General features: G+C 43.9%; 12 protein-coding genes. 4 read left to right on the top strand and 8 right to left on the bottom strand.

Annotated features, from left to right (window positions below):
- Window positions 1-685: 685 nt before the first annotated feature.
- From AC1DE7_RS30870 to AC1DE7_RS30880, 3 genes are all read right to left on the bottom strand, one after another.
- A complete protein-coding gene (locus AC1DE7_RS30870) occupies window positions 686-1,861 on the bottom strand; it encodes a YhgE/Pip domain-containing protein (protein ID WP_477535817.1) in 1,176 nt (391 codons plus the stop codon).
- An 80-nt stretch (window positions 1,862-1,941) separates the two neighbouring features.
- Window positions 1,942-2,373, bottom strand: a complete 432-nt coding sequence (locus AC1DE7_RS30875; RefSeq protein WP_176873168.1) for a MarR family winged helix-turn-helix transcriptional regulator — start codon at window positions 2,371-2,373, stop codon at window positions 1,942-1,944.
- A gap of 165 nt (window positions 2,374-2,538) precedes the next feature.
- Window positions 2,539-2,706, bottom strand: a complete 168-nt coding sequence (locus tag AC1DE7_RS30880; protein ID WP_074093608.1) for a DUF3934 family protein — start codon at window positions 2,704-2,706, stop codon at window positions 2,539-2,541.
- A gap of 308 nt (window positions 2,707-3,014) precedes the next feature.
- On the opposite strand from AC1DE7_RS30880, the gene licT reads away from it, so the two are divergent.
- The 3 genes from licT to AC1DE7_RS30895 all read left to right on the top strand — a co-directional run bounded on the left by licT (window position 3,015) and on the right by AC1DE7_RS30895 (window position 7,410).
- Window positions 3,015-3,875, top strand: a complete 861-nt coding sequence (licT, locus tag AC1DE7_RS30885) for a BglG family transcription antiterminator LicT (RefSeq protein WP_477535818.1) — start codon at window positions 3,015-3,017, stop codon at window positions 3,873-3,875.
- A gap of 184 nt (window positions 3,876-4,059) precedes the next feature.
- Window positions 4,060-5,958, top strand: a complete 1,899-nt coding sequence (locus tag AC1DE7_RS30890) for a beta-glucoside-specific PTS transporter subunit IIABC (protein WP_477535819.1) — start codon at window positions 4,060-4,062, stop codon at window positions 5,956-5,958.
- Window positions 5,959-6,000: 42 nt separating this feature from the next.
- The gene (locus AC1DE7_RS30895) at window positions 6,001-7,410 is read left to right on the top strand and encodes a glycoside hydrolase family 1 protein (RefSeq protein ID WP_477535820.1); all 1,410 of its coding nucleotides are present in this window, start codon (window positions 6,001-6,003) and stop codon (window positions 7,408-7,410) included.
- Window positions 7,411-7,511: 101 nt separating this feature from the next.
- Here the strand turns inward: AC1DE7_RS30895 and AC1DE7_RS30900 are convergent, their stop codons facing one another.
- The 5 genes from AC1DE7_RS30900 to AC1DE7_RS30920 form a co-directional block, all read right to left on the bottom strand.
- Window positions 7,512-8,732, bottom strand: a complete 1,221-nt coding sequence (locus AC1DE7_RS30900; protein ID WP_062327247.1) for an MFS transporter — start codon at window positions 8,730-8,732, stop codon at window positions 7,512-7,514.
- Window positions 8,733-8,764: 32 nt separating this feature from the next.
- Complete coding sequence (locus tag AC1DE7_RS30905; RefSeq protein WP_036606079.1) at window positions 8,765-9,364, bottom strand: TetR/AcrR family transcriptional regulator; 600 nt, start codon at window positions 9,362-9,364, stop codon at window positions 8,765-8,767.
- A gap of 120 nt (window positions 9,365-9,484) precedes the next feature.
- Window positions 9,485-10,633 carry a S1C family serine protease gene (locus AC1DE7_RS30910; RefSeq protein ID WP_477535821.1) on the bottom strand — a complete coding sequence of 383 codons (1,149 nt, stop codon included), beginning with the start codon at window positions 10,631-10,633 and terminating at the stop codon, window positions 9,485-9,487.
- Window positions 10,634-10,647: 14 nt separating this feature from the next.
- Window positions 10,648-11,823 (bottom strand): FxLYD domain-containing protein, encoded by a 1,176-nt coding sequence (locus AC1DE7_RS30915; RefSeq protein ID WP_180361870.1) that lies wholly within the window; start codon window positions 11,821-11,823, stop codon window positions 10,648-10,650.
- A gap of 286 nt (window positions 11,824-12,109) precedes the next feature.
- On the bottom strand, window positions 12,110-12,526 hold the full coding sequence (locus tag AC1DE7_RS30920; protein WP_101314792.1) for a VOC family protein: 417 nt from the start codon (window positions 12,524-12,526) through the stop codon (window positions 12,110-12,112).
- Window positions 12,527-12,803: 277 nt separating this feature from the next.
- Here AC1DE7_RS30920 and AC1DE7_RS30925 point away from each other — a divergent pair, with 277 nt between their 5' ends.
- Window positions 12,804-13,559: a class I SAM-dependent methyltransferase gene (locus AC1DE7_RS30925; RefSeq protein ID WP_477535822.1), complete on the top strand. Its 756-nt coding sequence runs from the start codon at window positions 12,804-12,806 to the stop codon at window positions 13,557-13,559.
- Window positions 13,560-13,637 lie beyond the last annotated feature (78 nt).

A 13,637-nucleotide genomic window follows, 5' to 3' on the forward strand; every position in this document is an offset into this window, starting at 1 on the left:
GATAAGCTCATTTTGAATCTGACGAGATTAAAAATCTCATTTGTGCTCCAGCCGATTCAAGCCAAGGCTTGTCTCAAACTTTCGCGTTCATTCTGCAAGCAGAATGTTTACTCACTCGTTGTTCAGTTTTCAAAGATCAAACTTATTTCGTTACCGAATTTTGTTCTCTTCAGCAACTCTTATATAATATCATGTCCGAACCAACTTTGCAAGCTCTTTTTTTAAGTTTCTTTCGAAGCTTATTTCAATCGCTTGCCGCACCGTGTAAACCGTGTTTTCTTGGCCGGATTAATAATATATCACGTATAGATATTAATTACAATACTTAATTTAATAAAATTCATTTACTACAAATCAACTACTCTTACTGTGTTGCTCTCCTCTATCCCAGTGTAAAGTTTATTATAGCTTAAATGACATTCTTTCCATTCCTACATCGCAATACATGTCTAATTGATTTTAAACTTATTAGCCTACATCTCTTCTCTTATATTTTAGCTTCATTAATATTCTCAATTTAGGTTGTCCTTTTATCAAGGTCATGCAAGATTACTGGGGGCTCTGTAAGTTACCACGAGTATAAGTAGAGGTATTATAAAAGATAAACAAAGAAAGTGATGCACGCATATAACTATACGTGAACCACTTTCTTGTGTGTTATTACATTATATATAGAAGGAAGCTCTTAATGTTGTGCCTGTGCTGATGCTGGAGGCGTCATCGTCATTTGTCCATTACCTGCTTTTTGCATTCCAACTCGCAGCAATGTAATTCCCCACGTAATAATCGAGATCAATAGAAGATGAACCATGTATCCCCCAACTGCTTCTCCACTATAGATCAAACGCATAAATCCCTGTACCCCATTGGAAGCGGGCAGAAAGTTTCCGATATAACGGTAGAATGGCGCCAGCATCTCGGCTGGAATTATATTTCCTGCTGTCATCAACTGGAGCGGAACCATCGCTACATTAAATAGAGGACCTGCATTGCCAAACAGGGCAAAACTCATTTGTGTAAAACAGATACAAGCCAGACTCACCAGCACATGATACAGATACAAAGCGCCGAAGGAGCTCGCAACATCCGTGAACTGAAGAGCTACTGTATCCACAATCAGAGGAACGATCACAGCTATACACAATAACAACAATTGCCGTCCCCAGAAGATTTCCCATTCGGAGTGGTTACGTTTCATAATATTCGATGTAATATTAAACTGAATGTTCATAGTCATCGAAGCAATGTAGGTGATAAAACCCAGAATCATGGGCAGCATTGATGTTGCAAAATCACTCACGCTGTTCGTTTTATTAATTTCAGCCTTCACAGGCCCTTCATTCATCTTCGCCATCGCTTGTCCAATGGCTACACTCAGTTCATCGCTGTTTATACTATCGTTATTGAGTGTCACTTGAACCTTGGATTCCAGAATCCCTTGACCCATTTGTGCAGTCATTCCGGTCGCAGCATGTTCCACAATGGATTTGGCTACATCGGCATTTCCCTGATTGATATAAAAGGGTAAGCTCGCCTCTGAACCTCCTGCAATCTGGTCAGTGAATCCTTCCGGAATAATAATAACCATCGCATAGTTACCTGCATTCATCTGTTGCTCAGCTTCCTCGGCAGAACCCAGTACATTGACATGGAAAGGCGCGAGCGTTTCAATCTGCTTCTGCACCTCTTTTCCCTGTGTCCCGTCTTCGTTCACCAGAGCAACTTGAAGTTGATCCACTCTCTCCGTGGCTTGATGATAACCCGTCATCCAGATCACAACAAATAACAGCGGAACAATCAATGCAAAAACCAATCCTATTTTTGTCTGTGGCACTTTAAGAAAATCTTTGAAGCTTCTCATTCGTTCACGACTCCCATTAGTTAAAATCAAAATAATTGCACTACATATATATGCACATGCACATAATTGCTCAAAAAAATTTATTTCATCTTTTCATAGATGCGATTCATCACATTCAGGAATGCTTCAAGCTCTTCAGGGGAACATTCGGCGAGTGCCTCTTGCTCTTGCTGTTTTGCCTTTGGTGTCAGAACGTTATTCATTTCCAGTCCTTCCGCCGTCAAACAAAGCAATACCGCTCTGCGGTCCTGTGGATCTTCTTCTCTTGTCACCAGACCTTTGCGAATCAACTTGTCTATAATTTTGCCTACCGTTGTCTGGTCCCGCACTGTTAATTCAGCCAGTTTTTTCTGTGATATATGACTTCCAGCCTTGCTCAATTCATTCAAGACTGCAAATTGTTCCGGAGTAATATCCTGTTCACTCAGATTTCTGGTTGTTGTTTTTTTGTATGCCAGATACGTCCGTGACAGAATCAGTCCAAGTGGATTTTCATCCATATTAACAGGCATGCTGTTGCTCCTTTCTCTATATAGTAGCACTACCATCTAATTTGCGTAAGCTCTATATTATTACCATATTTACATTACTGTCAATTTAATTTTTTATCTTTTCAAGCAAAAAGAGACCCACCCGTTAGTCAGGCAGCTCTCTCCTCTGGCATCGTCAAGCCATACTTACTCGGGCTTGCCACTTGAAGTTTCGGTATCGTCCTTCTTCTTTGTGCCTTTACTTTTATAAGGCTTCGGTGCACTTTTCGCCCGGTTAGCAGCGGCTTGCCAACGGTTCCAGCCTTTTTTACCTGTACCACGGCCGGTGCCGCCTTTTCCTTTTGCATTGCTCATGTTATCACTCCAATAATCCTGTATATGCTTAAAAATGACCGTCCTCGGTAACTTATTATGCAACCCAGCCCATCTAATTCACTTCCAGCATTTCTTATTATACCAAAAATCCACGTCTTTACGTCCATTTCCATAAATCATTGTATTGTTATTCTGTTATGAAAGCGGTATAGTGGACATAATTGAAAGAGGAAGCTGCGTCTTCTTCGGGATTGTTACTGGTAAGCAGGCGATACCCAAACCAAGGCTATTAAGCCTTAGTTTGGGTTTTTTGTTTTTATTACGACCAATTGAGGTGAAACACATATATGATCATCCGTCAGATTTTTAACAACAATGTCATCCGGGCTGAGAACCAGGTTGGTCACGAATTTGTTGTCATTGGCAACGGTCTTGGCTTCAAAAAGAAAAACGGACAGCCTGTGGATGAGGATAAAATCGAAAAAACCTTTGTGCTGAAATCGGATAAAATACCGCAAAAACTCATTGATCTGATTGGGGAAACATCGGTCGAATATTTGAAGTTAGCGGACGAAATTGTGGGTCATGCCAAACAGGAAATGGGCGATATTTTTAGTGATAATATCTATATATCATTGATCGATCATATTCAGTTTGCCATTACCCGGTACCGTAAATCCGTCGGGCTGAAGAATTCCCTTTTGTGGCAGATCAAGAAGTTCTACAAAAAGGAGTTTGGGATTGGCATGAACGCTGTGGAGCTGATTCAGGAACAATTCGGCATCCAGATGGATGAACATGAGGCCAGCTTTATTGCGATGCATTTTGTAAACGCTCGTCAAGATGCTCAAGGCATGAAACAAACCGTTGAGATTACTGAAGTTATTGATGATATCTTCAACATTGTGACCAACCATTATCACATCGCCCTGGACGAAAATTCATTTAATTATTCACGGTTTATTACCCATCTTCAATATTTTGTGCAGAGAATGTTGAGTAATGAACAGGAGCAATTTGCTTCAGGAGACAACTTTCTGTATGAGCAGGTGAAGGAAAAATATAGCAACGCTTTTGAGTGCACACAGCGGATCAATCAGTACCTTGAAGACAAGTTTGAAAGTGCTATGTCCATTGATGAAAAGGTGTATTTGACGATCCATATTCAACGTGTCACTTCCCGTAACGAGCTACTCGACACAGAATAAAAAAAGCTTGCAAACGATTTCGGCGTCATATATAGTAGGTCTCACAACTTAACGACAAGGATTGTTACTGCTCAAGCAGGCGATACCTAAATGATTGGCAACAGGTCATCTTTCCGATGATCATAGCCATTCGTTTAGGTATTTTTTTGTTTTCAGGCAATCTTAACAACAAAGGAGAATGAACATGGATCATAAAAAAATGGGGGATGACATCGTTCGTCTCGTCGGCGGAGAAGCCAATATCAACGGTCTTGTCCACTGTGCGACCCGGCTGAGATTCGACCTGAAAGATTCGAAAAAGGCCGAACGCGAAACGCTTGAAAAACACGATGGTATTATTACCGTTGTTGAAAGCGGCGGCCAGTTCCAGGTGGTCATCGGTAGTAACGTGGCTCATGTATATGCGGAGATTATGAAAAACCGGGATTTCGGAGGAGATTCCTCTTCATCGGCTGAGTCTACAGGGGAAAAAAACTCGCTGTTATCCAAAGTTTTTGAAATTATATCCGGAAGTTTCTCGCCATTAATCCCGGCTATGGCAGGATCAGGCATGCTAAAAGCTTTGCTGACTGTCCTGACCATGCTCGGATGGATGTCGGACACAAGTGACACATACCTGATTTTATCCGCTGCCGGCAACGCTGTATTTTATTTCTTGCCCATTTTCCTCGGCATCACACTGGGTATGAAGCTGAAAGCCAACCCTTATGTAGCTGGCGTAATTGGTGCCGCTCTGATGGAACCGAGTTTCACTGGGCTCATGGATAAAGGCTCAGATGTGTCGTTCCTTGGTATACCGGTTGTCATGATGAATTATTCAGCCAGCGTATTCCCAATCTTCATATCGATCAGCATCTACGCCGTTCTCGATAAGTTACTCAAGAAAATCATTTTGAAAGACCTGCAATTGTTCCTTGTACCCATGATTGCTTTGATGATTATGGTTCCTCTGTCCGCAATGGCCTTCGGACCGTTCGGTACCACGGTAGGTGACTGGATCTCTTCCGGCGTAACTTGGCTCATTGGCGTCAGCGGTATATTATCAGGGGTTGTACTGGGTGGATTCATGACCTTCATGGTTGTCTTCGGACTCCACTGGGGCTTTACTCCAATCACGATACAGAATATCGGAGTTGGCGGCGATCCAATTGAAGCCATGGCTGCTGCAGCCGTGTTTGCACAAATCGGTGTAGCCTTCGGTATTTTCCTAAAAGCCAAAAAGAATAAAACCCTGCGGACTCTTGCTGGTTCGACCAGCCTTACCGGTTTACTTGCAGGTGTAACTGAACCCATCGTATACGGTATCATCCTGCGTTATAAACGTGTAATTCCTATCGTGGTCATCGCAGGTGCGATAGGCGGTGCCATTAATGGTCACTTTGGTGTTAAAATGACTGCTTATGTGTTTCACAATATATTTGCCATTCCTGTCTATACACCAACAGTTGTCTACGTGATTGCGATTGCCTGCTCCTTTGCGGTAGCTGCGGTATTAACCGTGATGTTCGGTTATGAGAGCAAAACCAAAGACACAGCGCCCGAGAAAGATGGATCTATCTCCAACACATCGGTTGAAAGTACGCCGGCAGAACTTCCTGTCATACCTGAGACCAAAACAACGGAGATCAAGAAAGAACAAATATATAGCCCACTCACAGGTACGGCCGTAGCACTGAGCACCATTAACGACCCAGCCTTCTCAACAGGTGCTATGGGCAAAGGTATGGCGATTGTTCCTGAGATTGGCGAAGTTGTCGCTCCTGTGGATGGTGTTGTCACCTCCCTCTTCCCGACTGGACATGCCATTGGATTAACAACCAACGCAGGAACAGAAATCCTGATTCACATTGGCATCAACACAGTAGCGCTGAAAGGAAAACATTTCAATCCTGTCGTTCAGGAAGGCGATATCGTCAGACAGGGCGATCTGTTGATCCAGTTTGAACTCGATAAGATCAAGGAAGCCGGATACGAGACCGTAACACCTGTCATTGTTACTCTTACGCAGCACGAAGTGGATGTGTTCGAAACAACTGAAGAGCATGTACAGAAAAACGATGTCCTTTTGACTTTGGTCGTCTGACCCAACCTATAACATATGAATTCAACTTAGGAGGAACTAACCATGAAACATACTCAACTTAAACCATTTCCTAAAGATTTCTTCTGGGGAGGTTCAACCTCCGCCTATCAGATTGAGGGAGCCTGGAATGAAGATGGTAAAGGCCCTTCAGTCATTGACATGGGAAATCATGTGGAAGGCGTAACTGACTTCAAGGTAACAAGTAATCACTATCATATGTACAAAGAAGATGTGGCATTGCTCGCCGAAATGGGCTTCAAAGCCTACCGTTTCTCCATCGCATGGACACGCATCTATCCGCAAGGAGCGGGTGAGGTAAATCCGAAGGGACTCGCCTTTTACGATTCTCTCATTAATGAGTTAATTAAATACGGTATTGAACCCATTGTGACGATGTATCACTTCGATCTTCCTTATGCGCTTGAAGAAAAAGGCGGCTGGTCCAACCGAGCAACGATTGATGCTTTTGAACAATATGCCAAGACCCTATATGAGAACTACGGAGATCGGGTTAAATATTGGCTGACCATCAACGAACAAAATATGCTAATCCTGCATCCTGGCTCTCTGGGTACACTGGATACAACACTTGTTGATCCGCAAAAAACACTGTATCAGCAAAATCACCACATGCTGGTTGCTCAAGCTAAAGCCATGGTCCTGTGTCATGAAATGCTGCCTGAAGCCAAGATTGGCCCAGCTCCCAATATCGGTGTAATTTACCCGGCGAGTTCCAAACCAGAAGACACACTCGCGGCTGATAACTATGCTGCCATTCGTAACTGGCTCTATCTCGATATGGCGGTATATGGACGTTATAACCATATTGCCTGGAGTTATCTCGAAGAGAAAGGATATACACCTGTCATTGAAGACGGAGATATGGACATCCTGGCTCAAGGAAACCCTGACTTTATTGCGTTTAACTATTATACTTCCCAAACGGTTGGTGAAAGCCTGAACGATGGTAATGACTTCTCCCATACAGGAGACCAGCATGAAATCGTAGGTGAACCGGGCGCATATAGAGGATCTGTGAATCCCAATCTGCAAAAAACGGAGTTTGGCTGGGAAATTGATCCCGTGGGCTTCCGCTCTACCCTGCGCCAGATCTACTCCCGTTATCACCTGCCATTGATTGTTACGGAAAATGGTCTGGGTGCCTTTGATAAACTGGAGGAAGGCGACGTGGTTAACGATCCATATCGTATTGAATTCTTCAATAAACATATCGAACAGATTCAACTGGCGATTACGGACGGCGTGGATGTATTTGGCTTCTGCCCTTGGTCTGCGATCGATCTGGTCAGCACACATCAAGGGTCGAGCAAACGTTATGGATTCATCTATGTGGATCGTGAGGAATTCGATATCAAGGAATTGAGACGTATCCGCAAACAGAGTTTCCACTGGTATCAAAAACTGATTGAAACGAATGGAGAAATTCGTTAATACACGCACTAATAAAAAAGTCGACTGCACATGAAACATGTGTAGTCGACTTTTTTGGTGTTGATGCATTGATATGGAAGCTTTCTTTTCCAATTATAAAATTACATTTCAGCCTTCGGTTGTTTTACCGCTTTGGCCCCTCTGAGTACTCGTAGGGATAACAGGAAACAGATCGCCAGAACGGCAGCTGCCGAAACATAAGGATAGTTAATATTCACATCGAACAGCGCTCCAGCTACGATTGGACCTGCGATATTCCCCAAACTGGTATACGCCGAGTTCAGTCCGGCCACAAAGCCCTGTTGTTCTTGTGCCAGTTTGGACATCTGTGTACTGATCGCCGGACGTAAAATATCCATACCCAGAAAGACGATAAACGTTACGACGAGAATCATCCAGTACGTACTTACAAACAAGGTCAACAGTACAAATACGGCTACAAATAACAGACAGACTGAAATGACCATCTTTTCACCAAATCGATTGAGCAACCAACCGATCAGGGATACTTGCACAACCGCACCTGCGATGGAACCAAATGTAATAATAAATGCAATGTCTTTGGTCGTGAAGCCAAACTTGTGATCCACAAATAGTGAAAATACCGTCTCATAGTTCGCTAGACCAAATGCCATAACAAATACAATAATCAAACTGAAAAAGTACGGTTCACGGTATGAATTCAGCAATTGGGATACCATACCCGGAGCTTTGGCCTTCGTTAAACCAGGGATAGGTTTACTTTGTTCTCCTGTACTTCGTGCAGATTCCGGCAAAATAATCAATGTAATGATGGATGCCAGCAAACCGGCAACCCCAGCGGCGTAGAATGGAATTCGAATGCCAAAGTCCGCAATGTATCCACCAATTCCCGGACCGATGATAAATCCGGTTGTAATCGCTGCATTAATCAAGCCCATACCTTTGCCGCGTTCTTCCTCTGTTGTAATATCTGCGGTGTAAGCCATAACCGCCGGGAAGATCATCGCCGCACCAATACCGCCTAACATCCGGGCTGCGAAGAGCAAGACTGGTGCATTGACCGCACCAAACATAAACTCGGATACGGCAAAGATCAGCATGCCGCCAACGATAATTTTTTTACGTCCCCATGTATCCGACCAACGACCCGCAAGCGGGGAGAACAGAAACTGGGTGAAGGAAAATGCCGCTACCAGCAATCCAACCGTGAATCCGGTGATATGCAGTAGATCCATATACGCAGGCATGATCGGTACAACCAGACCAATACCCGTAAAAACGAGAAAAATATTAAACATTAACAGCAGCAGTGCGCCCCTGTTCCGTGTTAGTAATGCCATGATTCCATCCTCCGTAGTTGTCAAAATGTTGCTTAAGCTTTATCTTTTGCAATCCCGTGCAAGAATACACTAGCGGCCTGGCGGTATAACGCAAGAGCCTGATCAGGCTCCATCCCCCGTGACATCTGACTAAGGCCAATAATGGTACTTTCCAATATGAGCGCGAGATTATCTACATTGTCTGCTTTGAACTCACCGCTCTCAATGCCTTGCTCTATCATTTGTTTATTAAATTGAATATGCCGCTCAAACATTAAGGAGATCCGCTCCTCAATATCATTTTCTTTCTTTTCCCCTGTGAAGAACTCATCAGCTGCCTTCGTCAGCGGGTGATTCATATCATCCATGACGAGTTGTTCCGCCAAACCATAAATTTTCTCCGTGGAGGTGCGATAGAGATGTTCTTTGGCCGCCCAACTCTCTTCCCACTCCCGGTCCCACTCATCGATTAGATAGAGGAACAGACCTTCCTTACTTTTAAAATGGTAATATATATTGCCTTTGCTGCTGCCCGTCGCAGCTACAATATCCTCAATGGACGTTGCTTTATAACCTTTTTGTACAAAAAGGGCTTTGGAAGCATCCGCAAGTTTCTTCTTGGTCTGCTCAGTCTGTAGTTGTTTTTTATTCATATTCATTCCATTTCACTCCGTCCCATCCATACTGAACATTCGTTCTGTATTTTAACAGATGCACCCAATATAAGCAATGAAAAAGGAGAATTGGCACGCATGCCCACTCTCCCTCAACAATCATTTCACTTTTTTACCTTTACCATGCAATATTTTCAGTTGACCATTCTCATAACCCAACTGATACTCGACCCGATATTGCGATAGTATATATTCCCCATCTTTGCGTTCATTTGCTGTAATCATTGCCTTCACTTCCATCTCGTCATCGCCTTTATTGACTGAGGATACCTCACTGATGGTCACCTCACTTGTATTCAGATATCCTTCTCTGAACTTGGCATATGTTGTAGCACTCTGCCACTCGCTTCCGAGCAGTGCATAAGCGGTGACATAATCACTCAGATCAAGACTTGCATAAAAGTCCGTTACAATTCCTTCTGCTTGCAATGTCTTAGTGGCTGAACCCAAGTGAGTATCTCCAGCCGTCCGCACCGACGTTGTGCCAGAAGGATTTTTGGACCATGCCTGAACCTGCTTGAGCACACTAGTCATAGGAATACTGAATCCTATTCCCCCCTCCTGTTCCACGACCGCCGAATTAATGCCGATCACTTCACCAGTCTCCGCACTAATGAGTGGTCCACCACTGTTGCCATGGGTTATTGGTGCCGAGATCTGATAGAGGTTACTATAGATGTAAGGCGCTATTTCAAAGCTACGCCCCAACCCACTGATGATTCCGGTTGTTACGGTGTTCTCTAGCCCAAGTGGACTACCCAATGCCAGAATCTCGTCTCCGGTCTCAGCTTTGGATTTGGCGATGATTAACGGCTTAACTTTTTTCAAATCAGGAACTCTGACTACAGCTACGTCTGTTTCATCACCAATACCAATAACCGTCCCCTTATATTCCTCATGGTTCAAGGTCCGAATAGTTACTTCATTCGCCCCCTCCACTACATGGGCATTGGTCACGACATCTCCCTGATCATTGTAGAGAAAACCGGAGCCCAATCCGCTGCTACTCTCGATCGTTACAACTTTCTTCTGGCTTTCTTCTATAATCTGTTTGCGTGTCTTCTTCACAGGTTGCTTGGAGGCAGTCGTGGCTGCCGCATTTTCCGTTTCCTTCGCGGCAACAACTGCCAGTCTGGGCCCATCCTGCAACTGATCTGCTGAATGCTGGTGTATCCAGAACACGCCCCCTGCTCCAGCACCAATGATAATAGCACTGGATATGATCATACTCCATGTTCGTTTGGTCATTCCAACCTGTCCTCCTATTCGAGATACCACGTTGCATTCACAACAGAGATTTCCGCTTCCTCGTACACACCATAATAATAGGTTTCAAAAAAACCTTCTTCCCCCACATCCAGCCAGCTTGGATACACATCTGCATAAGTTTGGCCCAGATATATACCGTCTATATTATAAATATCAATCAACACTGTAATGGAAGAGATCGGACGAGTTGCATTATTGATCAATGAACCGCTAATATAAAGATCCCCGTACATATCAAGCGTCGCATCAACGTTCACGACACTTACTGCCGCCGTTCGATTCATCAGATCTTCTTCTGCAGCCTGTTGCTCCGCCAGTTGAATCCGATCCGCTTCCGCTTTTTCAAATGCCTTTTTTTCACTGAGCACCCGTTCACGATACGAAGTCAGTTTTTCATTTTCCGGCGCATAGGACAATCCCTGGTCGACCGTTTGTAACGCAATTGTGAAATTCTTTTGCTTTACTTGCTGTTCCGCCTCTTTATAACTTATGCTTGCGAGCTTGTCGACAATTTGCTTCTCTACTGTCTCAGCTTCCTTGCCTTTCAAGTCTGATATGGTGTCCAACTTCTCGGCTAGTGCCTCAATTGTTGTCAAACTGTCGATTTCCTTTTTCACCTTCAATACGGCCAGTGTTACCTTTCTGTTGTTGAATGCGGCACGCACTTTGGCAAAAACAGGTTCTTCCCGCTCCATCAACGCTTTGGCTACAGCCTGAATGGTCTTGTCTCCTGCGGACAGCTTTCCTGTCTTCAGACTTGTGGACGCCTCATCCAACTGATTCATCAAGTTGAACGCCTTCGCCGTAATTTGCCGATCCTGTATAAGTGCATCATAGTTCGGTCGTTTCGTTAGAGCGCTGTCCAGCAGTTGGAGAGCCTCTTTATATTTTCCCTCTAGTGCAGCCTGTTCCGCCTGTTGGTGCAGTGATTTAACCTCTGCATTTATACCTGTTTCCTGCTTGTAATAATACGTTAGCAAAGCTCCTACAACTACTGCCAGAAGTATGGGAATAATCCAGCTAAATGCAAGGCCTTGACCCGTATTTCCCTGTTTGGAAGCTGGTTGCTGCTGACGGGACAACGAATCAATTGCTTTTTGCGTTCCTTTATCCAAGTCAATGGCTGTTTCTGCCCAGATCTGTTCCTCTGTAGAGCTTGTTTCTTTCAATTTGGTTCTACACTTTCTGCACGTGTTATCCGCCGGACTGTTTTTGGTCCCACATACATGACAATACACCCTGATCCCTCCACTTAAGAACATATGTATACTTCGCTTTCCCGGGGTTCGCCTATCGCATCAATTGCTAAAAAACACCAACATGAATCGATAATTATCATATAGCAAAAAGGAATATTACACCATATGTTCTGTAGATATCATGTTTAAACGAGTCATACTGGATGCAAAAAAGCCTTCCTATTAATCTAGGAAGGCTCTAGTTATTTTCATTTTATTACTCCGAAGGAAAAGCGCTGAGATCCATATAGGAAACTTCCCACAGGTGATCATCCAGATCCTGAAAACTCCATCCGTACATAAATCCGTGATCCTGTGGTTCGTTGGATGGCTTCCCTCCTGCATCGAGGGCAGCTTGTACAATCACATCTACCTGCTCACGGCTATCTACAGACAGGGCAACGATGACTTCGGTTGTATCGGCGGCATTGGAGATTTTTTTTGAAATGAAGGATTGGAAACGTTCCTCCACCAGAAGCATGGCGTAAATATTTTCCCCGATGATCATACAAGTAGCAGACTCGTCCGTAAAATTGGCATTAAACTCAAATCCCACCTTGGTAAAAAACTCAACGGATTTCTTCAAATCTTGGACAGGTAAATTAACAAAAATCTGCTTAGCACGAATAGCCACCATCGATCACCTCGAACTCATAGAATACATTCCACCTCAAAATAACACCTCGCGAATACGCTGTCAATTGAATATAATTGAGACATTCCAACTTGTGAGGTGACACGGATGTTGCTCCGTATTGTTCGAAGTAATTAGTCGTCGGGCTGGGTCAAAACGCGTACCAGCTATCAAGGGACACGTCTGTCCATTTGATCCTATTCGACCATTTACATTAGAACGATTTGGCATAACTCTTTTGTCCTGTTCAAACAAATCACATTGGAGGAATATGAAAATGAAAAACAAAATAGATTACGATGACTTTTATGAACGCGTAGGCCGGACGAATGGCTGGAACTTCAGCTCCATGAACGTTGTCTCGGAGAACATCGGATGGAACTTCTATGAGGAAGTTGTTCGCCATACGCGATCGTCCGATCTGTTGCTGGATATTGGAACAGGTGGTGGAGAAGCTATTCTGTCCATTGCGGAAGATGCCTTATTACTGGTGGGAATTGATCTCGCTCAAGGAATGATTGAAACCGCACAGCATAATCTTCAGGCTACGGGCGGTCATTCCAATGTACGCTTTCTTCATATGGACGCAGAAAAACTGCATTTTCCAGGTTGCTTCTTTAATGTGGCATCTTCCAGACACTCTGGGTTCTCTGCTTCAGAAGTATTTAGGGTTCTTGCTCAGGGTGGGATATTTCTAACCCAGCAGGTCAGCGAACATGATAAATCCAACCTTTCAGAAGCTTTTGGCCGTGGACAGAGTCTTGGCATTCAACCTGGCACATTGATGGAACGATACAAGCATGAACTTCAAAGAGCAGGTTTCCATGACATTCAGGCCCGTGAATATAATGTGGTGGAGCATTACGCTACACCTGAAGATTTGATGTTTCTCCTAACCCATGCACCCATCATTCCTGATTTCGGAAAGGTAGACACTGACTTCGAGCGATTCCAGCAGTTTGTGAAAGAACATCACGACGAGAAGGGCATTCGTACCAACTCGGCACGCTTCATGATTACTGCTCGGAAATAAATGATTCCATATTGAATAAAATGAAACAATAAAGACCCGGTCACATGTGAGAACCATAACATGGTGACCGGGTCTTTA

It is taken from the genome of Paenibacillus sp. 10L310 (assembly GCF_056395745.1).

Bases quoted from the DNA above. Each gene is read 5' to 3' on its own strand.
- AC1DE7_RS30875 (WP_176873168.1), bottom strand. From the start codon at position 2,373: ATGCCTGTTAATATGGATGAAAATCCACTTGGACTGATTCTGTCACGG.
- AC1DE7_RS30895 (WP_477535820.1), top strand. From the start codon at position 6,001: ATGAAACATACTCAACTTAAACCATTTCCTAAAGATTTCTTCTGGGGA.
- AC1DE7_RS30870 (WP_477535817.1), bottom strand. From the start codon at position 1,861: ATGAGAAGCTTCAAAGATTTTCTTAAAGTGCCACAGACAAAAATAGGA.
- AC1DE7_RS30900 (WP_062327247.1), bottom strand. From the start codon at position 8,732: ATGGCATTACTAACACGGAACAGGGGCGCACTGCTGCTGTTAATGTTT.
- AC1DE7_RS30890 (WP_477535819.1), top strand. From the start codon at position 4,060: ATGGATCATAAAAAAATGGGGGATGACATCGTTCGTCTCGTCGGCGGA.
- AC1DE7_RS30910 (WP_477535821.1), bottom strand. From the start codon at position 10,633: ATGACCAAACGAACATGGAGTATGATCATATCCAGTGCTATTATCATT.
- licT (WP_477535818.1), top strand. From the start codon at position 3,015: ATGATCATCCGTCAGATTTTTAACAACAATGTCATCCGGGCTGAGAAC.
- AC1DE7_RS30905 (WP_036606079.1), bottom strand. From the start codon at position 9,364: ATGAATAAAAAACAACTACAGACTGAGCAGACCAAGAAGAAACTTGCG.
- AC1DE7_RS30880 (WP_074093608.1), bottom strand. From the start codon at position 2,706: ATGAGCAATGCAAAAGGAAAAGGCGGCACCGGCCGTGGTACAGGTAAA.
- AC1DE7_RS30925 (WP_477535822.1), top strand. From the start codon at position 12,804: ATGAAAAACAAAATAGATTACGATGACTTTTATGAACGCGTAGGCCGG.